The following is a 19923-nucleotide window of genomic DNA, read 5'->3' as shown; positions in this document are numbered from 1 at the left end:
CTGATGACAGTCAAAACCACTGCCTCTGACTACAGTCGCGCCCCAGCGTCATCATCGGATTGGACCTGCCGATCGATCATTTCCGCTTGCTGGGCGTGCCTCCGTCCGCCGATGCCCAGGGGGTCCTGCGCACCCTCCAGTCACGTCTGGACCGACTGCCCCACGCAGGGTTCACCGCCGAAACCCTGCAGACAAGGGCGGAGCTGCTCAGGGCCAGCGCCGACCTGCTCTGCGATCCCGATCGACGAGCCGCCTACGAAGCGGAGCTGACCAGCCTGGCCGACACCGACGGAACCCTCCAGCCGGCCCTGGAGATCACCACCGCCCGCCAGGTGGGCGGGCTGGTGCTGCTGATGGAGGGGGGCCAGCCCCTGGAGGCCTTCGAACTGGCCAGCCGTTTGCTGCAGCCCCCTCAGTCACCCACCCTCGGCAGTGGCCCCGAAGGGGATCTCACGCTGCTGGCGGGGTTGGCCTGCCTGGCGGCCGCCGGCGAACTGGAGCAGCAGCGTCGCTTCGAAGCCGCTGCCCGCACCCTGCAGCAGGGTCTGCAGCTGCTGCAACGCCTCGGCCGGCAACCTGACCTCAGGGAGACCATGCATTCCCAGCTGGACCACCTCACGCCCTACCGGGTGCTCGATCTGCTCAGCCGGGATCTGGTCGCCGATGGCGAGCGACAGGAGGGACTGGCGCTGCTTGAGCAACTGGTGCAGCGGCGCGGGGGCCTGGAGGGCGATGGCGATCCCCAGTTCCCCAGCCAGGACTTCCAGCCCTTCTTCCACCAGATCCGCGCCTTTCTCACCGTTCAGGAGCAGGTGGATCTGTTCAGCCGCTGGGCGGCCAGCGGCTCCGACGCGGCCGACTTCCTGGCCACCATCGCCCTGACCGCCTCCGGGTTCGCCCAGCGCAAGCCCGAGCGCATCGCCGAGGCCAGACACCGCCTGCAGCGCAGCGGACGGGAGGGGATCGAACCGCTGCTCGCCAACCTGCATCTGCTGCTGGGGGAGGCCGACACGGCACGGACCTGCTTCGACCGAGGCGCCAGCCAGGAGCTGAAGGACTGGGCCGCCGGCAAGAGTGCCGACCCCCTGGGTCAACTCTGCGCCTACTGCAGCGACTGGCTCGTCCGGGATGTGCTGCCCGGCTACCGGGACCTGGAAGCTGAGCCCGATCTGGTGGCCTACTTCAGTGACCGCGACGTGGTCGCCTACGTCGAGCGGGAGGACCAACGCCGGGGCCGCGCCTATCTCGCCGCCCCGGCAGCCGTGGAGCCTGCCCCAGGCCCAGCCTTCCCCCCCTACGACGACTTCGGCCTGGGAACACTGCCGCCCCCTGTGCCCCTGACCCTGGATGGGGGCACCGCCGGCGGCTTCGTCCCGCTCCCGGCGGCCGACGAAGCGATGGATTTCCACGACGACGGGGAGCTCGATGACGACGTTCCCCTGCGCTGGCCGCTGCCCCCGAAGCCGTGGCTGCTGGGGGGCGTCGCCGCCCTGCTGCTGGCGCTGGTCGCTGCCTGGGTGCTGCGGCAGCGCCAGAGCTCGCCCCCACCGGCGCCGGCGCCAGTTCCGCCGGTCTCCGCCCCAGCTCCCGCCCCGAAGCCCACTCCCAATCCCGTGGTCGGGCTGCGCGTCACCCCACTCACCACGAGCCGTCCCAATGCGGCCCAGGTGCGCCGACTGCTGGAGAACTGGCTGACCGTCAAGAGCGGCGTGCTGGCGGGTGAGCCGACGCCTCAGGACCTCGATCGCATCGCCCGGGAAGGGCCGATGGCCCTGCTCGCCAGGGAGCGCCGCGGCGATCTCGCCCGGGGCCAGACCCAGCAGCTGGATGTTCAGATCATCGATCTCACCCTTTCGGAAAATGGCCCCCGGCGCATCGTCGCCATCGCCCGGCTGCGCTACAGCGATCGGCGCCTTGATGCCAACGGGACCGTGCTGGAGACCACGGCTCCGCTGGAGCTGCGCAATGGTTATGTATTCGGACGCGACGGCGACAGCTGGCGCCTGGCGGCCACCCAATCCCTCAACTGATGTTCGACGAACTCTCCCAGCGCTTTGAAGACGCGGTCAAGGGACTGCGCGGCCAGGCGGCCATTTCGGAAACGAACGTTGACGGTGCCCTCAAGGAGGTGCGACGGGCGCTGCTGGAGGCTGACGTGAGCCTGGCGGTGGTGAAGGAGTTCGTGGAGGAGGTGCGGCGCAAGGCCGTGGGCGCCGAGGTGGTGCGGGGGGTGAGCCCGGACCAGAAGTTCATCCAGCTGGTGCACGAGCAGCTCGTCGACACCATGGGCGGCGCCAATGCGCCCCTGGCCCGGGCGGCGGACGGGCCCACCGTGATCCTGATGGCCGGTCTGCAGGGGGCCGGCAAGACCACCGCCACCGCCAAGCTGGGCCTCCACCTCAAGGAACAGGGGCGGCGCGCCCTGCTGGTGGCCGCCGATGTCTACCGGCCCGCCGCCATCGACCAGTTGCAGACCCTGGGCCGCCAGATCGGCGTGGAGGTGTTCAGTCTCGGCAGTGACGCCAAGCCGGAAGCGATCGCTGCCGCCGGCGTGGCCAAGGGGCGGGACGAAGGCTTCGACACCGTGCTGGTGGACACAGCCGGCCGGCTCCAGATCGACGCCTCGATGATGGAGGAGATGGTCCGGATCCGGGAGGCGGCGGCCCCGGATGAGGTGCTGCTGGTGGTGGATTCGATGATCGGCCAGGAGGCCGCCGAACTCACCCGCGCCTTCCATGAGCAGGTGGGCATCACCGGTGCCGTGCTCACCAAGCTGGATGGGGATTCCCGCGGCGGGGCGGCGCTCTCGATCCGCAAGGTGAGCGGGGCGCCGATCAAGTTCATCGGCACCGGCGAGAAGGTGGAGGCGCTGCAGCCGTTCCACCCGGAGCGGATGGCGAGCCGGATCCTGGGGATGGGCGACGTGCTCACCCTGGTGGAGAAGGCCACCAAGGAAGTGGAGCTGGCCGATGTGGAGAAAATGCAGCGCAAGTTGCAGGAAGCCAGCTTCGATTTCTCCGATTTCGTGCAGCAGATGCGCCTGATCAAGCGCATGGGATCCCTGGGCGGGCTGATGAAGCTGATCCCGGGGATGAACAAGATCGACGACGGCATGCTGCGGCAGGGCGAGAGCCAGCTCAAGCGCATCGAGGCCATGATCGGCTCGATGACCGAGGCCGAGCGCCGCCAGCCCGAACTGCTCGCCTCCCAGCCCTCCCGCCGTCGCCGGATTGCCGCCGGCAGCGGCCACACACCGGCCGACGTCGACAAGGTGCTCACCGACTTCCAGAAGATGCGCGGCTTCATGCAGCAGATGAGCCGTGGTGGCATGCCGGGAATGCCGGGCATGGGTGGTTTTCCAGGTATGCCAGGGATGGGAGGTGGTCTGCCGGGCATGGGCGGGATGCCCGGGATGGGGGCCCCTGGTGGCCGCGGCGGTGGCAAGCCGCCCAAGCCCCCGAAGCCGGCCAAGAAGCGCAAGGGATTTGGGCAGCTCTGAGCACCCCTGTAGGATTGGGGGCTGCATTTCGAGCACCATTTCCAGATGATCAAGCTCCGGCTGAAGCGGTTCGGCAAGAAACGGGAAGCGAGTTTCCGTCTGGTGGCCACCAACAGCACCTCCCGCCGCGATGGCCGTCCGCTTGAGGAGCTGGGCTTCTACAACCCCCGCACCAAGGAAACGCGCCTGGACACCGAGGCCATCCGCCTGCGCCTCGGCCAGGGAGCCCAGCCCACCGACACCGTGCGCACCCTGCTCGAAAAGGGCGGTCTGATTGAGAAGACCGTCCGTCCGGCCGAAACCGTTGGCAAGCTCCAGCAGGCCGCAGCCCGCGAGGCCGCCGCTGCCGCTGCGATCAAGGAAGCGGAAGCCGCCAAGCAGGCCGCAGCGGCCAAGCTGGCTGAGGAGGCTGCCGCGGCGGCCGCTGCCGCCACCGAAGCTGCCGATGCCGAACCTGCTGCCACCGAGGCCTGAGCGAGCTCTCCTCCACGTTTGCCCTGCCTGACAGCGGCGCCGCCGTTGCCCTGGCGGGCATCGATGGTGCTTCCCTGCGGCGGCTGGAAGCCCTCACGGGCACCCAGATCGTTCTGCGGGGCCTTGATCTGCAGATCCGCGGCCGAACGAGCCAGGTGGAGAGGCTGCTTGCTCTGATCCAGCTGCTGCAACCTCTCTGGCAACGCGGGGAGTCCATCAGCCCGGTCGACATCCAGTCGGCCCTTACGGCCATGGACACCGGCCGTTCCGATCAGCACCGCAGCATGGGGCTCCAGGTGCTGGCCACCAGTGTCACCGGCCGGCCCCTGCGTCCCCGCACCCTGCGGCAGAACACCTATGTCGAGGCCATCGAACGCCACGACCTGACCCTGGCGATCGGCCCGGCCGGCACCGGCAAGACGTTCCTGGCCACGATCCTGGCGGTGCGGATGCTTCAGGAGCGCAAGGTGGAGCGGCTGGTACTGACACGGCCGGCGGTGGAAGCGGGCGAACGGCTGGGCTTCCTGCCCGGTGACCTGCAGCAGAAGGTGGATCCCTATCTGCGCCCCCTCTACGACGCCCTCCATGGGCTGCTGGGCCAGGAACGCACCACCCAGCTCCTGGAGAAGGGAGTGATCGAAGTGGCGCCGCTGGCCTTCATGCGCGGCCGCACCCTGGCCGACGCCTTCGTGATCCTCGATGAGGCCCAGAACACCACCTGCGCCCAGATGCGCATGGTGCTGACGCGGTTGGGGCAGAACTCCCGCATGGTGGTGACGGGCGACACGACCCAGATCGATCTGCCCCCGGGCCAGCTGAGCGGCTTGGTGGAGGCGGAGCAGGTGCTGGCCGGGGTGGAGGGCGTGGCCATCTGCCAGTTCAGCGATGCAGATGTGGTCCGCCACCCCCTGGTGCAGCGACTGGTGCAGGCCTACGCCCGCCGCGACGCTCGCCCACCGGCCCCCACAACCAGGAAGCGGATGGATGGCCCCCCTGCTCGATCGGAAACATGAACAGCGCTGAACGCGTTCGCATCCCCGCCCAGATCGCGGCGTCCGCTTTGGTGGCCTACTTGCTGGGTTTCTGGTTCACGAGCCCGTTTCCGGGCTACCTGCCCAAGATCGGCGCCCTCTGGTCGGCGATCTCCGCCGTCATGGTGACCCAGGTCACCCGGAAGGATGGGGCCTCCTCCGCCTCGCTGAGGATTCTGGGGTCGGCGATCGGCGCCATCACCAGTGCCACCTACCTCACTTTCCTCCCCTTTCATCCCCTCGGCATGGCCGCGGCGATCTTCGCCACGGTGATGATCTGTGCGGCGATCAACGTGCCAAGCCACGGCCGTCTGGCGGCGATCACGGTGATTGTCGTGATGGTCACCGGCAGCCTGGAAACGGCCCTGAGTCCGGGTCTGAATGCCCTGCTGCGCTTCCTCGAATCCTCCATCGGCACGGGCGTCGCGCTGCTGACGGTATGGCTCTGGCCCGGATCCCGCAGCCAGCCAGGGTGCGACGCCTGAAGCGTGCCTGCATGACGGGCCCACATGGGGAGATCCGAACCGCCCTCCTCTCCGTAACCCTGGGGCCGCTGGCAAGATAGAACCAGTTTGAAATGCCAGCGCCATGCCGGCCAGAAGCAATTTCCAGGAAGCGATCCGCGAGGCCCAATCCGGCGCCCTGATCGGTCCCAACGTTGTCAACAAGGCTCTGCCCTACGTGGGCGGCGGCATGGTGCTCACCGCCGCCGGCGTTGTCGGCGGCCTGACGATGATCGGCAACCCGATCTTCATGCCCCTGTTCTGGGTGGCGTTGATCGGCAACTTCATCCTCTTCTTCGTGGCCCAGAACGCGGCGATGAAGGGCAACAACGGCACCGCCCTGCCGATCCTGGCCACCTACAGCCTGATCACCGGCTTCACCCTGAGCGGCATCGTGGCAATGGCCATCGGCACCGCCGGCATCGGAGCCATCGGCACAGCGGCCCTGGCCACAGGGATCACGTTTGTGATCGCCTCGGTGGTGGGTCGGAACATGAGCGACAACCTCGGCCAGGCCCTCAGCGGCGTGGTCGGCCTAGGCATCGTCGGCCTGCTCATCGCCATGGTGGTGCAGCTGGTTGGCGGCATCTTCATCCCCGGCTTCGGAGGCAATGGCTTTGAGCTGATGATTGCCGGCTTCGGCACCGTGTTGTTCGTGGGAGCGGCCTTCGTCGACTTCTACACGATGCCCCGCAGCTACAGGGACGACCAGTACCTGGCCGGTGCCCTCGGCATGTATCTCACCTATATCAATCTCTTCATCTTCATCCTCAGGTTGATCATTGCCCTCCAGGGCGGCGGCAGGCGCGATTGAGAAGCGGATTATCACACTCCACCTGATCACTCTCACGGACCTCTCCACGATGGAGAGGTCCTTTTTTTGAGCTGGCCATGGAGTCAGTTGCGATGCTCTACGGGTCGCGCTCCGCCACCTGGATCCCGATCGGTTCAGGCAATTTCGGACGCCATGCATCTGTCCGGCTAAACTCCAGCCGGGCCTGAACGGGCACAACAGGCATGGCGTCACAGCTGTGGCCCCAGAACCTCTGAAGAGCAACCGTGGCACACCAACCCTTGACTGCACAGGCAACCCCATGACCAAAACGGCTCTGATCACCGGAATCACCGGTCAGGACGGTTCCTACCTGACGGAGTTGCTCCTGGAGAAGGGGTATGTGGTGCATGGAATCAAGCGCCGGGCCAGCAGCTTCAACACCGACCGGATCGACCACCTTTACCAGGACCCCCACGAGCGCGATCCGCGACTGGTTCTTCACTATGGAGATCTGACGGACTCCACCAATCTGATTCGGATTGTTCAGCAGATTCAACCGGATGAGATCTACAACCTCGGGGCCCAGAGCCACGTGGCCGTGAGTTTTGAAAGCCCTGAATACACGGCCAACTCGGATGCCCTAGGGACCCTGCGCATTCTGGAGGCCGTCCGCATTCTCGGGTTGACGGAAAAAACCCGCATCTACCAGGCCAGCACCAGCGAGCTCTATGGTCTTGTCCAGGAGATCCCCCAGAAAGAAACCACGCCGTTCTATCCCCGTAGCCCCTACGGCGTCGCCAAGCTTTACGCCTACTGGATCACGGTCAATTACCGGGAAGCCTATGGGATGTATGCCTGCAACGGAATTCTTTTTAACCACGAAAGTCCGCGTCGGGGTGAGACCTTCGTGACCCGGAAAATCACTCGAGGGATGGCGAGAATCGATGCAGGCCTTGACCAGGGTCTTTTCATGGGAAATCTTGATTCCCTGCGCGATTGGGGTCACGCCAGAGACTATGTGGAAATGCAATGGCGGATGCTGCAGCAGGATCAGCCTGAAGACTTCGTGATCGCTACAGGCCGGCAGGAATCGGTGCGACGGTTCATCGAACTCACCGCCGAGGAACTGGGCTGGGGTGGCATTGTCTGGGAGGGCACGGGGGTTGAAGAGACGGGCGCCCGCCGCGATACCGGTGCCACCGTGGTGCGCATCGACCGCCGCTACTTCCGCCCCGCGGAAGTGGAGACCCTGCTCGGGGATCCGACCCGGGCGCGGGAACGGCTGGGCTGGACGCCCACCACCACCCTGGAAGAGTTGGTGGCGGAAATGGTTGCCACCGACAAGGAGGAAGCCGCCAAGGAGGCCACCCTGCGCCGGGAGGGCTTCAAGGTCGTCGGCTCCATGGAGAATCCTCCCCAGGTCGGACTCAAGACCGCGCCGTGAGACGTGATCCGAAACGCCGCTATGGTCAGGTCTTTGACCAGCCCTCACCGAAGCGACTCACGGCAGGAACGGTACCTTCACAAGCGATTTTCCACCTCGCGCAACGGCCCAGGGGCCTGAGTCTTTTCCCATGCTGATTTCACCGGACGATCGGATCTTCATCGCCGGCCATCGCGGTATGGCCGGTTCGGCCATCACCCGACGCCTGAAGGCGGAAGGCCACCAGAAGTTGCTCACGGTAGGCCGCTCGGAACTCGACCTGATGGACGGAACGGCGGTGGCGGCGTGGTTCGCCGACCAGCGGCCCGATGTCGTCGTGCTGGCAGCGGCGCGGGTGGGCGGAATTCTGGCCAACGCCACCTATCCCGCCGACTTCCTGCTCGACAACCTCAAGATCCAGCAGAACGTCATCGAGAGTGCCTGGCGGCATGGAACCCGTCGGCTGCTGTTCCTGGGCAGCAGCTGCATCTACCCCAAGCTGGCCGACCAACCCATCCGGGAGGAGGCCCTGCTACAGGGGCCCCTCGAGCCCACCAACGAGTGGTATGCGATCGCCAAGATCACCGGCATCCAGCTGTGCCGTGCCCTGCGCCAGCAGCATGGCTTCGACGCGATCAGCCTGATGCCCACCAACCTGTATGGGCCTGGCGACAACTACCACCCCACCAACAGCCATGTGCTTCCCGGCCTGATCCGCCGTTTCCAGGAGGCTCGTGAAGCCGGCGCCGAAGAAGTGGTCTGCTGGGGCAGTGGCCGGCCACGGCGTGAGTTCCTCCACGTCGATGATCTGGCGGCCGCAGCGCTGTTCTGCCTGCGCCACTGGCAACCGGGCGCCGAGGATCTACAACACATCAATGTGGGGACAGGAACCGACGTGAGCATTCAGGACCTGGCAACGATGGTGGCCGAGGCGGTGGATTTCCGCGGCCGAATCGCTTGGGACACCTCCAAACCGGACGGCACCCCGCGCAAGCTCCTGGATGTCAGCCGCCTGGCCGCCCTCGGCTGGCGATCAGAGATCCCCCTGCAGGAGGGATTGCGACGCACCGTGGCGGAGTTCGTCAGTGAACGGGCCAGCGGCGCCGAGGTGCGGCTGTGAGGATCCTCGTCACCGGCGGCGCCGGCTACATCGGCAGCCATGCCGTCAGGGCCCTGACCCGGGCCGGTCACCAACCCGTGGTTCTCGACAACCTGGTGTACGGCCATGCCGACATCGTCGAAAAAACTCTGAAGGTTCCCCTGGTTCTGGGGCAGGTGGGCGACCGTGAAGTGCTCGAGCCCCTGCTTCGTGGCCGCCACCCCGCCCTTGATGGGACGGCGCTGGAGGGCAAGCCGATCGAGGCAGTGCTCCATTTCGCCGCCTATGCCTATGTGGGCGAATCAGTGAGCGATCCTGCCAAGTACTACCGCAACAACCTTGGCGATACCCTCACCTTGCTGGAGGCCCTGGTGGCCACCGAGCGCCCGTTACCGATCGTTTTCTCCTCCACCTGCGCCACCTATGGGGTTCCCCAGCAGGTGCCGATCACCGAAGACCATCCCCAGGCTCCGATCAACCCCTACGGCCGCAGCAAGTGGATGGTGGAGCAGTTGCTCACCGACTTCGCAACGGCCTACGGCCTGCCCAGTGTGATTTTCCGCTACTTCAACGCCGCCGGTGCCGATCCCGACGGCGACCTGGGTGAGGACCACGACCCGGAAACCCACCTCATCCCCAGGGTGCTCGACACGATGAGCGGGCGGGAACCCTACCTGCAGATCTTCGGCGACGATTACCCCACCCCGGATGGCACCTGCATCCGCGACTACATCCACGTGGCCGATCTGGCCGACGCCCATGTTCTGGGCCTGGAAAGACTGCTGCGACTGCGGGAGCGGGAGGAGACGGAGCGCAGGCCCCTGATCTACAACCTCGGCAATGGCACGGGCTACTCCGTCCAGCAGGTGATCGAAACCGCCAAGGCCGTCACTGGCAGGGGTCTGCTGGCCCATGTGGCCAAACGTCGCGAGGGTGATCCTCCCCAGCTGGTGGCCGGGGCCACCCGGGCCCATCAGGAACTGGGATGGCGGCCCCGTTACCCGGAACTGGAAACGATCATTGAGCATGCCTGGGCCTGGCACCAGCGACGTCACCAGGCTTGAGTTCCGCGCGCACTGGCCAGGGCCTGGCCAGTGGCTCACCGATGAAGACCCCCTGGCCAGGCATCGCCACACTGCGCCAGTAGCTCTCGATCAAGGTGTCGCCACGGCGGTAGTAGGTGAGCAGCAGGCCGGGATCGGAAAACTTGGCAGGGAAATTGCATGGCTCCACCACGGTGCCGTAGCTCCCGGTGGCACCGGCCTCAAGCCAGCGAAGCGCACTCATCTGCGAACTGTCGGTCAGCATCCCGCCGAAGGACGTGAGATGGTCGGCAACCGCACCCGGCCGGAAGCGGTTGGTGCGGATCCCCACGGGGAAGGCCAATCCGGTGAAGTAAGCCATGACGTCCTGGGCTCCCACAAGGGCATCGGAAGCGACGATCCTGACCCGAAACCGTGATCCCATGGTCGCCACGACCCGGCCATAGCCGGCGGCCCGGGTGTTGCGCCTGGCGTCCCTGGTACTCAGCAGATAGGCCGTCCCCGGAGGTGCCGTACCGTCCGACGCCACACCCTGCTGGATCAGACGCCTGGCCATCACGGGACTGGTCGCCGCCAGCAACATGCTGGGCCGAATCCCCAGCTGAGCCCAGGGACGGCGCACATCGCCACGGGCAAACAGGGGACTCAGGGCGGTGGTGCGGCAACCATCGGCACAGAACCGTGAATCCAGGCCGAAGGTGAAGGCGCTGGTGATCGACTGGCAGCCGACCCGGTAGGGAGCTGCCCAGGCCAGGGCATAGATTTGAACGTGTCTGGGCGTCTGGCTGTCCACACTGCGTTTGATGCGCCGGAACAGGGCCGGACTCAGCTCCGGTGTGCGGGGAGGAAAACGAACCCTGATCACCTGCCCTGGGGGAATCAGCCTGGCGGCCTGATACATCCGTCCGATGGCCTCGCTGAGGGGATCGGCGGAGTTGACGATGATCGCCAGATGTCGATGGTCAAGGGGGCCCTGAGAGGGAGCATCGGCGTTGGTGATCCGTGGGCCGGTCCCAAGGCGCCCACTGGCCGTGAGGGTCATCAGCAGAAGCAGCGTCAACCCGCCTGTCAGCTGGTTGCGCCTTGGCTGCAGCAGCAGTCTTCTTGAGGGCCTACCAGCCATAGGATGGGGGGCCGCAACAGCCTTGGCGGCGGAAGGAGTCACACCCTGGCGGAACCGATGGGAGCTGGACCATGTTCATGCACTCTCCCATTGACGGCCTAGATTTGAACTGAGATCGTCGAGCCCTACGTTGATCATGAATGAGCTGTGTTCCGTTCTCCTGATGGAGTGCTTCTGATCAGGTGTTCTGATCAGAAGCACGGATCAACTGCACCCATCCCTGTGCCAATCATCCATCCGCCCCCCCGATGAATGGCAACAATCAGCCATAGACCTGATTCCTGACCTAATTCGATTCGCTCCCATTCCGCCACGCCGTTGATGCCGCTTCTCCATCGCATCGCCAGAAAACTTCCCAACTCTCTGATCGCTCCGTTCACCGATCAGCGACCAGCAGCGCGACTGATCAGGCGCTCAGCGAAACGCTATTGGAAGCTGCTCTCACTGAACTTTGCCACCAGCTTGGCGGCCAGTCTCAGCGAAGGTGCCACGCTCGGGATCATTTTCCTGTCCGTGAGCCTAATCAGTGCTCCAGAAAATAGTGATTGGAGCAAGGTTTCTTTGCTTGGCTCGCTGGGTCATTTCCCCTGGCTTCAAGACTCCATCCAAGGTGCCCTGAGCACCCGCGCTGGACGTGACGCCATCTTCGTGCTGCTCCTCGCCACCGCCGTGACGCTGCAGGGACTGATGGCGGCGACCAGTTATGTGAACAGCGTCAGCACGGCGGTCTTGGGGTCCCGACTTGGCGCCGAAATCACCGGCAAGTTGAACGATCGGGTGCTGTCACTCAGTTTCCCGTGCGCCAGCCGGTACCGAGTTGGCGACCTACTGGACTACGTAGGGTCCGGTGGCGGCACCGTGCAGAGGGAAATCTCCCTGGCCAACGCGCTGTTGATGAACAGCCTGCAGCTGCTCATCTACCTGGCCATCCTCGTGGCCATTTCTCCCTGGCTGCTGCTAGTGGCCTTTGGCATGGCCGCCGCCATGCAATTCGTTCAGAAGTTGCTGCTGCCACCCATTCGCAGGAATTCACGGGAACAACAGCAGGTGAGCGTGGAGCTTTCCAGCCATCAAAACGAGCAGATCCAGGGTCTGCGATTGCTCCACAGCACTGGCCAGCTGGAAAGCTCGAGAACAAAACTGAAGGGTCTTCTGGATGAAAGTAAAAGGCTCTCAATCCGCCAGAGCAAACTCTCGAACATTGTGCAGCCGATTTCCAACATGCTGCCAATCATTTCCATCGCTCTGATTGCTGCGCTCAGTCTTTTGGTGTTCAAGGACCGTAGTAGTGGTGTCCTGCCAAGCCTTGTGACCTTCATCATCGCCCTGCAGAGACTCAACCAGCGCGTCGGCACACTGACAGGCCTGGCCACCAGCTATGCCGCTAACAGCGCCAGTGTGGAGCGGCTCAACCTCATCCTCAGCGATGAGGACAAGCAATTCATCCGTACCGGAGGCCAACCATTCACAACCCTTCGTGATGCGATCGTCCTGGACGATGTTTCGCTGCGCTACAGCCCTGATCTTCCAGTTGCTCTTTCCTCCATCCAACTCAGGATCGGCCGTGGTCAGACTGTTGCTCTTGTGGGATCCAGTGGTGCCGGCAAGAGCTCCATCGCTGATCTTCTTGTTGGGCTCTACGATCCAACCGGAGGATGTATTTTGATCGATGGTGTCGACCTTCGCGCCATCAATCTGGCCAGCTGGCAGAATCGGCTGGGAGTCGTCAGCCAGGATACATTCCTTTTCAACGCCAGCATCGCCAATAACATCTCCTTCGGCGTCGATGACGCCACCCGAGAAGACATCATTGAGGCAGCAACCAAGGCTCAAGCTGCTGGGTTCATCGCTGATCTCCCCGAGGGCTACGACACCAAGATCGGTGAACGTGGCTATCGACTCAGTGGTGGACAGCGCCAGAGAATTTCCCTGGCCAGGGCCATTCTGCGGAAACCCGAGCTCCTGATCCTCGACGAAGCCACAAGCGCTCTCGACAGCCAGAGTGAACGCCTGGTCCAGCAAGCGATTGAGCAATTCGAACGTCAACACACCGTGCTGGTGATCGCCCACCGACTCAGTACGATTGTCACAGCTGACATCATCTGTGTGCTTTCGGAAGGAAGAATCGTTGAACGGGGTCGTCACCATGAACTACTGGCTCAGTCAGGTCCCTACGCAAAACTCTGGAACGACCAGTCGAAGCATCCTCGCGAGACATCCTTGGCCTCGACACCCGTCTGATGAGTTGCCTATTGCCCAACAGGAACCTCCCGCATGGTGACCACACCATGGCCCGATTCTCTCCTCAAGTTTACGCAGCAACAATGGCTACCACCAGATGATCATTGCCTGCACGATCGACAACAATTACATCCGGCACTGCGCCGTGATGCTGAAATCTCTTCAGCTCTCCAATCCGGCTGAAACGATCAGCGTCTACATCCTGCACGGTGTTATTGATACTGCTGAAAGAGCTCGCTTAGCGGCCTATCTCGGCGCCTTTCTACCTTCAGTCTCCTTCATCCAACTCGACGAGGAGATGCTTGCTGGATTTCCGGTCTTCGGCCACATCACTCTGGCCACCTACTTCCGATTGCTGCTGCCTGCTGCCCTTCCCCATGCAGTGGAGAAGGTTCTTTATCTGGATTCCGATCTGATCGTGGTCGACTCGCTTCATGCACTCTGGGAATCGGCCCTTGGGGACAACAGCATCGCTGCAGTGGAGGAACACAATCAGGAGTTTGACCGCAATCGCCTCGGCCTTGCTGAGGGTTCCCTGGTCTTTAATGCCGGGGCGATGCTGATTGATCTGGGCCGCTGGCGCAGGGAGAACATCCTGGCCACGGGCCTGGAGTTCGCACGCACCCACCCCGAGCGAATCAAGCACTGGGACCAGGATGTGCTCAATTCCCTGCTTGAAGCCCGCTGGCTGCCCCTTGACTGGCGATTCAATGCTTTGCCCCATCTCTGGATGCATCCTGAATACGCCGATGCCAGCACCGCCCTTGGCCGGCAAGCAGAGGCGGCTCGGGTCAGCCCCGCCGTGATCCACTTCGCGGGTTCTGGCATAGCCAAACCCTGGCACCATCTCTGCACCCATCCCTGGCGCCAGCGCTACCTGGAGATTCGCCAGCAGACCCCCTGGGCGAGCCTGCCTCTGGAGGGGATCCCCACGCCGTCACTTGGCGATCGGCTCGGGTCATTGCGCTTCCGAATCAAGTGCGCAGGCAAGCAGATCCTCAACAAGCTGAAGCCATAGGGAACCATGACCATCCAGCTCGGCGATCACCGACTCACCTGCATCGGCTACAGCGACAGCTCAGAGGCGGACCTGCTGGGACGCTTCCTGCGCCAGGGAAGCCGCGCCCTGGCGGACACCGAAGGGGAATACACCCTGGTGATCGAGACAGACGCCGGAGACGTGACGGTGGTCACCTCACCCGTCGGGGCCACGCACTACTACTACTGCGAGCGGAACGGCCAACTGTTCCACGGCGACCGGGTGGCCGAGATCCTGCGCCGCAGCGGTCTGGAGTGGCGCTGGAACTGGCAGGCCCTCGGCGATCTCTGCCAGCTGGAGAACCTGACTGACAACCACACGCTTCACCCTGAGATCCATCGGGTCCCACCCGGCAGCATCCTGCATTTCACCGACGGTCGCCTGGCACTCCGCACCGAGTCGGTTCTCGACCGGATCCCACCGGCACCCGCCGATCCGGATGCCGCCGTCGAAGCTCTCAACGCCGCGGTGCTCCGGCTGGCGGGGGCCAACCCTTACCTGTCCCTTTCAGGCGGATTCGATTCCAGGGTGATTCTGGCCTCGATGCTTCACCAGGGGCTGCGCCCCCATCTGATCACCATGGGCAGGGAGGAAGCCACCGACGTTCAGGTGGCCCGCCACATGGCCAGGCGCTTCGATCTGCCCCATCAGCTGATCAACCTGGAGCTCGAGGAATTCTTCGCCCATGCGCCCAGCATCTCCAACCTCACCAACGGCACCAAAACCGCCTGCCACTGGCACACCTTTCTCTATCCGCTGAAGGCCCAGATTCCCGCCGATGCCACGTTCTTCGTCGGCACCCTGGGGGAATTCGCCCGCACTTACTACTTCGACCGGGGCTGGCTCGGCCGGATCGCTTCTCTGGCTCCCGAAGCCGCCTTGGGCCAGTTCTGGCGCATGAAAGTGGAGCGTCATCTCAGCTTCTCAGCCGAGGAACTGCGTCATTTGGCCCCACCGCTGGCTGCCCAGTTGATGCCGGAGGGTCGTGGCCAGCGCGCCGCCAGGCTGGCCGGCTTCTGTCGGGGAGGTTTCCTCGAAGGCCTCACCCGCTACTACTTCGAGCAGCGGGTGCCCAACTTCTACGCCAACGGCATCCGCATGTACCGGGCCTCCAGCGCCTGGCGATCCCCCTTCCACGACCGCCGCTGGATCGAGGCGATCTGGAATCTTCCCGATGGTTGGAAGCTGGGCTCCAACTGGCACCGCCATGCCATAGCCCGCAACTGTCCGGAACTGCTCAGCTTTCCCGAAGAGAACGGTTTCGACCGGGGCCGCATGCTGACCAAGGCCCCTCCCCTCTACTGGACACCCCCCCTGCGACGGTCCCGGTACGTGAGCTACGACCTCAGCGCCGACTGGTACCGCGACCCCCGCATGCATACCTTTCTGCTGGAGCACGGCGGGCTGATCGACGATCTGGTGGATCCGGGGCTGCTCACCCGCATCCTCGACGCCCATCGCAACGGCAGCGACCGAACCCGAACCCTGGCCTTCCTGCTCACCTTGATCTTCTGGAAGCAGGTGATCGCCCCATGAGGGTGCTCTTCGTCTCCCACATGGCCACCCGCAGTGGTGCTCCCCTGTTGCTGCTGTGGCTGTTGCGCTGGCTGATGGAGCACGAGTGCGGGATCGATCCGGCCGTCGTGCTGCTCAGCGATGGGCCCCTTCGGCCCGAGTTCGAAGCCCTGGCGCCCACCGTGGCCTGGAGCCAGCCCCTGTTCCAACCCCTTCTTGAGCGGCTCGCGGCCCGGCTGGGCAGGGGGCAAGCCAGCAGTCCCGCCGGCCTGCTGGAGGCAGCGGTCAAGCGCCACAGGCCCGATCTGATTTACCTGAACACCCTGGTGCTGGGCCAGCACCTGCGGGGCCTTAACGCCGACCCGGCACGGCCGGCCTGCCTCAGCCACGCCCATGAGCTCGAAACCACGCTCGCGACCATGAGCACCGCGGAGGCCGTGTCCCGGCAGCTGGCCCTTTCCAGCGCGGTGGTGGCCTGCGCTGAAGGGGTAAGGAAGTCCCTGCACCACCAGCACGGTCTCCCCCTGGATCGCTGCTCAGTGATTCCGGAGTTCGTTCCTTTTTCTGCTCAGGGCCATGGTCCGACGGCTGAGCCCCTCGTCTCTTTGGACGGAGACGCCAGGGATCCATGCCTGGAGCGCCTTGAGATCGCCCTCGAGAACGGCACCTTCGTGTTCGGGTTCGCCGGCCAGGCGATCGCCCGCAAGGGGTTCGACCTCTTCCCCCAGCTGGTGAGGGAATGCGAGCGGGTCTTTGCCGGAACGCCCTTCCTTGCGGTCTGGCTCGGGGCTTCTCCGGCACAGGAGGAGGTGATCGTGGCCCGACGCGATCTGCGTCTGCTGCAGCTGGAACACCGCGCTTTGCTGCTGCCGCCGATGCCCACGGGCATCGGCGTGATCCGGCGCTATGCGGTTCATGGGCTGCTCTCACGGGAGGATCCTTACCCCGTGGTCGCCCTTGAAGCGGCCGTCGCGGCCGTACCCACCGTGTGCTTCCGCGACGGGGGTGGCATCGCTGATTTCGTCGCCGATGACTGCGGAGTGGCGGTCGACTACCTCGACCTGGAGGCCTTCGCAACCGCCCTGCACCGGCTCAGCGAAGACCCGGTCACCCGTCGGCGACTGGGTCTTCACAGCCGGGCCAAGGTGCTGCAGGAGTCCAGCATCGATGGGGTGGCGCCCCAGCTGCTGGCCTGCATGGAACGGGCCGTGGCGGCCAGACCCCGCCGTGGTTGAGGTGCCCCTGCCCTCCTCCCGCCGCCTCTACGGCTGGCCCGAGGAGGGCGCGATCGCCGTGCCGGAACGGCTCAACGCCGATCCGGAGCGGCCGCTGTTCTCGATCGTCATCCCCACCCTCAACCAGGGGGCCTTCATCGAGGACACCCTGCTCTCGATCCTCTGGCAGGGCTACGACAACGTCGAAATCATCGTGGTGGATGGGGGCAGCACCGATGACACCCCGGGGGTGCTGGAGCGCTACCGGCCCTGGATCTCGGTGCTGATCAGCGAGCCCGACCGGGGCCAGTCGGACGCCATCAACAAGGGATTCCGCCGGGCCACCGGTTCGATCCTTGCCTGGCTCAACTCCGACGACTTCTACCTGCCCGGAGCCTTCCGCACCGTGATGGAGCGTTTCGCCACCGACCCCAGCGGCCGCTGGGTGATCGGCAGCGGCGACATCATCAGCGCCGACCAGCAGTTTCTGCGCCACGTGCCCGCCCGGGAGGGTTCGGCCGAGACCCTGCTGGCGATCGAGAACGACTGCTTCCTGCTGCAGCAGAGCTGCTTCTGGAGGGCTTCCCTCTGGCAGGAGGCCGGCGGGGTGGACGAGGGCCTGAGCCTGCTGATGGACTACGACCTCTGGTGGCGCTTCTCCCAGCGCTGCACCGGCCTGGTCACCCAGGAGAAACTGGGGGCGATGCGCTACTACACCACCGTGAAGACCCGGCGCCAGGGGGAACGCTTTCCAGCCGAACTGGCCACCATCTACGCCCGTTATGGGGCCAGCGAGCCGCTCGACCGGCTGGTGCAGCGCCTGCTGAAGGAGAAATCCGCCCTTGGCGAACGCCTCTCAGCCCTGGAGCGCCAACTTCCGGTGCGGCTGCTGCGGCGCCTGCGGCTCCTCCCCCGACCATGACCAGACCCGAACTCTTCGTCGGCATCACCAGCTGGAACAGCGAGCTGTTTCTGCCCCACTGCCTGGAGGCGCTCCAGGCCACCACCCGGGGGCTCACCACCCGCGTCTGCGTGCTGGACAACGGCTCCAGCGACCGCTCGGTGGCGATGGCCCTGGAGCGGGGCGCCGAGGTGGTGCAGCGCTCCTGCAGCCAGCCGGACGCGCTCAATGCCCTGCTGCGCCGCTCCCACTCCCCTTACACCCTGCTGCTGCATGCGGATGTGATCCTGCTCTCCCAGCAGTGGTTCAGCCTCTGCCGTTCCCGTCTCACCGATGGGGTGGCGCTGGTGTCACCCCAGGACATTGGCTGCGGGCCGCTCACCCGTCCCTTCGGAGCCGGCATGCCGGAGAGCTCCTTCCTGCTGATGCACACCCAGCGATTCCGCCGCTGCCGGCGCCTCCACTGGCGACGCAAGGGGCGCTGGCCGCGGCCTCGCTTGGAGATCGACTTCCACGGGCCCCACATCACCCACCACCTGCCGATGGAGCTGAAGCGGCGTCAGCTCACCTGGGTGCCCATGGACGTCTACGTCTCCAACCGGGCCAGCGAACCGCTGTTCACGCCGTCATCGCCGCCGGCGGTCTGGAGTGACGAGCTGGCCTATCTGCGTTACGGACTCGGCAACTTTTACGGCCTCGACGGCACGATCACCCACTACCACAATTGGTATGACCGGATCGCCGCCCGGGAGAAGAGCGAACCGGCGCCGACGCCCGGCCGCAAGGATTTTCCGGTGGAGTTCATCCGCTCCTACACCCATCGCCTGCTGGACGACTACGGCGCCGGCAGGCTGGAGTTGCCCACCGATCTCAGCACCACCCGCACCCCCCGAGCGCTCTAGCCCCATCCCTTCCTCCATGACCGGTCCCTCGCCACCACGGCCGATCGCCGCCCACTTCCTGCTGGTGCCGGAGCTGCTGCATTCGCCCCCCAACGAGGCGATCATCTCGGCCCTGCTGGAGAACGGGTTTGATGTCCACGTCTATGCCCCGGGGCCCTGCGGCAGCACCGCTCCCTACGGCGAGCGGGTCAGCACCCACCTGGCCTTCTATTCGATGCGCTGGCTGCTGGGCCAGGCCTGGCGTCCCCACTGGCGCCGCTATGCCTGCTTCTCGGGCACCACCGAGGATCCGATCGCCGTGGTGGGCGTGCTGGCCCGTCTGCACCGCCGCCCCTCCTTCGTCCTGGGGGACGAGATCCGCGCCGGCAGCTACCGGGGTCCCCGTTCGAAACGCTGGAAACGGCTCTGTCTGCAGGCCTACCGGCGGGCGCGCTTCACGATCGTCAACGACAGCCACCGGGTGCCCCTGGTGCGCGACTACGCCGAGCTGCCGCCGGCCCAGCCGGTGCTGGTCTACCCGGGCTGTTTCCGCAACCCGCCGCAACGGGATCCGCTCTTGCGTCAAAGGCTCCGCCAGGGCTGGGGAATCGGGCCCGACGCCCTCACTCTGGCCATCTCCGGGGGCTTCAACCTCACCGCAGGTGCCGACTGGCTGCTGGACGCGCTGCACGAGGACGCCTCCCTCTGCGCCGTGATCCAGCCCCTGGGGGTGGATCCCCTGGCCCTCTACCTGCTGCGGCGCCTGAGCCTGGGCGGCCGACTCCACATCGAGACCGAGCGGCTGTCATGGCAGGAAGCCTGGCGATCGGCCGTCGGCTACGACATCGGCCTGGCCGTCTACACCAATCCAGCACCCCAGTTCCAGGCCATGGGGGTCAGCTCGAACCGGCTGTGCATGTACCTGGCGATGGGGGTACCGGTGATCTGCAGCCGCCAGGTCAGTTTTCAGTTCGTCGAAGACTTCGGCTGCGGCGTGATGGTGGACGATGGCGCCGGCTTTCTCGCGGCTGCCCACCACCTGGGAGCCGACCTGGACGCCCGGCGGGAGGACTGCGCCCGCTGCTTCCACGATCACATCCGCCCCAAGGAGCGTTACCGCGCCCTTGTCGAGGCGATCGGCGCCCTCAGGCACCCCTGAGGC

17 protein-coding genes are annotated in these 19923 nt (G+C 65.2%); 16 read left to right on the top strand and 1 reads right to left on the bottom strand.

Annotated elements, in window-relative coordinates:
- Positions 1-95 precede the first annotated feature (95 nt).
- From KUG43_RS03010 to galE, 9 genes are all read left to right on the top strand, one after another.
- Entirely contained in the window at positions 96-2030 is a 1935-nt protein-coding gene (locus KUG43_RS03010; RefSeq protein ID WP_353617912.1) for an ARC6/PARC6 family protein, read from the top strand.
- Positions 2030-3499, top strand: coding sequence for a signal recognition particle protein (gene ffh, locus KUG43_RS03005; RefSeq protein ID WP_216905870.1), 1470 nt, complete (start codon positions 2030-2032; stop codon positions 3497-3499). Before KUG43_RS03010 ends, ffh begins: the two co-directional genes overlap by 1 nt.
- 45 nt (positions 3500-3544) lie before the next feature.
- Entirely contained in the window at positions 3545-3973 is a 429-nt protein-coding gene (gene rpsP / locus KUG43_RS03000; protein ID WP_216905868.1) for a 30S ribosomal protein S16, read from the top strand.
- Complete coding sequence (locus KUG43_RS02995) at positions 3970-4986, top strand: PhoH family protein (protein ID WP_216905936.1); 1017 nt, start codon at positions 3970-3972, stop codon at positions 4984-4986. The genes rpsP and KUG43_RS02995 overlap by 4 nt, the downstream gene beginning before the upstream one ends.
- Positions 4983-5489, top strand: coding sequence for an FUSC family protein (locus KUG43_RS02990; RefSeq protein ID WP_216905866.1), 507 nt, complete (start codon positions 4983-4985; stop codon positions 5487-5489). The genes KUG43_RS02995 and KUG43_RS02990 overlap by 4 nt, the downstream gene beginning before the upstream one ends.
- Before the next feature lie 103 nt (positions 5490-5592).
- Positions 5593-6321: a Bax inhibitor-1/YccA family protein gene (locus tag KUG43_RS02985; RefSeq protein WP_216905864.1), complete on the top strand. Its 729-nt coding sequence runs from the start codon at positions 5593-5595 to the stop codon at positions 6319-6321.
- A 280-nt stretch (positions 6322-6601) separates the two neighbouring features.
- Positions 6602-7726 (top strand): GDP-mannose 4,6-dehydratase, encoded by a 1125-nt coding sequence (gene gmd / locus KUG43_RS02980; RefSeq protein ID WP_216905862.1) that lies wholly within the window; start codon positions 6602-6604, stop codon positions 7724-7726.
- 130 nt (positions 7727-7856) lie between these two features.
- Positions 7857-8825 carry a GDP-L-fucose synthase family protein gene (locus tag KUG43_RS02975; RefSeq protein WP_216905860.1) on the top strand — a complete coding sequence of 323 codons (969 nt, stop codon included), beginning with the start codon at positions 7857-7859 and terminating at the stop codon, positions 8823-8825.
- Positions 8822-9868 carry a UDP-glucose 4-epimerase GalE gene (gene galE, locus KUG43_RS02970; RefSeq protein ID WP_216905858.1) on the top strand — a complete coding sequence of 349 codons (1047 nt, stop codon included), beginning with the start codon at positions 8822-8824 and terminating at the stop codon, positions 9866-9868. The genes KUG43_RS02975 and galE overlap by 4 nt, the downstream gene beginning before the upstream one ends.
- Here galE and KUG43_RS02965 read toward each other — a convergent pair.
- Complete coding sequence (locus tag KUG43_RS02965) at positions 9822-10907, bottom strand: TIGR03790 family protein (RefSeq protein WP_286194327.1); 1086 nt, start codon at positions 10905-10907, stop codon at positions 9822-9824. The genes galE and KUG43_RS02965 overlap by 47 nt on opposite strands.
- Positions 10908-11291: 384 nt before the next feature.
- On the opposite strand from KUG43_RS02965, the gene KUG43_RS02960 reads away from it, so the two are divergent.
- From KUG43_RS02960 to KUG43_RS02930, 7 genes are all read left to right on the top strand, one after another.
- On the top strand, positions 11292-13211 hold the full coding sequence (locus KUG43_RS02960; protein WP_216905856.1) for an ABC transporter ATP-binding protein: 1920 nt from the start codon (positions 11292-11294) through the stop codon (positions 13209-13211).
- Between the two features lie 97 nt (positions 13212-13308).
- The gene (locus tag KUG43_RS02955; RefSeq protein WP_216905855.1) at positions 13309-14229 is read left to right on the top strand and encodes a glycosyltransferase family 8 protein; all 921 of its coding nucleotides are present in this window, start codon (positions 13309-13311) and stop codon (positions 14227-14229) included.
- A 6-nt stretch (positions 14230-14235) separates the two neighbouring features.
- Entirely contained in the window at positions 14236-15786 is a 1551-nt protein-coding gene (locus KUG43_RS02950; RefSeq protein ID WP_216905853.1) for an asparagine synthase-related protein, read from the top strand.
- Entirely contained in the window at positions 15783-17000 is a 1218-nt protein-coding gene (locus tag KUG43_RS02945; protein WP_216905851.1) for a glycosyltransferase, read from the top strand. Before KUG43_RS02950 ends, KUG43_RS02945 begins: the two co-directional genes overlap by 4 nt.
- The gene (locus tag KUG43_RS02940; protein WP_216905849.1) at positions 16993-17901 is read left to right on the top strand and encodes a glycosyltransferase family 2 protein; all 909 of its coding nucleotides are present in this window, start codon (positions 16993-16995) and stop codon (positions 17899-17901) included. The genes KUG43_RS02945 and KUG43_RS02940 overlap by 8 nt, the downstream gene beginning before the upstream one ends.
- On the top strand, positions 17898-18782 hold the full coding sequence (locus KUG43_RS02935) for a glycosyltransferase (RefSeq protein WP_216905847.1): 885 nt from the start codon (positions 17898-17900) through the stop codon (positions 18780-18782). The genes KUG43_RS02940 and KUG43_RS02935 overlap by 4 nt, the downstream gene beginning before the upstream one ends.
- A 16-nt stretch (positions 18783-18798) precedes the next feature.
- Positions 18799-19920, top strand: coding sequence for a glycosyltransferase family protein (locus tag KUG43_RS02930; RefSeq protein ID WP_216905845.1), 1122 nt, complete (start codon positions 18799-18801; stop codon positions 19918-19920).
- The last annotated feature ends 3 nt before the right edge of the window (positions 19921-19923 follow it).

The organism is Synechococcus sp. CCY 0621 (genome assembly GCF_019038465.1).
In the GTDB taxonomy this organism is placed as follows: domain Bacteria; phylum Cyanobacteriota; class Cyanobacteriia; order PCC-6307; family Cyanobiaceae; genus Cyanobium.
Note: the sequence above shows the minus strand (reverse complement) of the source record. Positions and strands in the feature narration are given on the sequence as shown.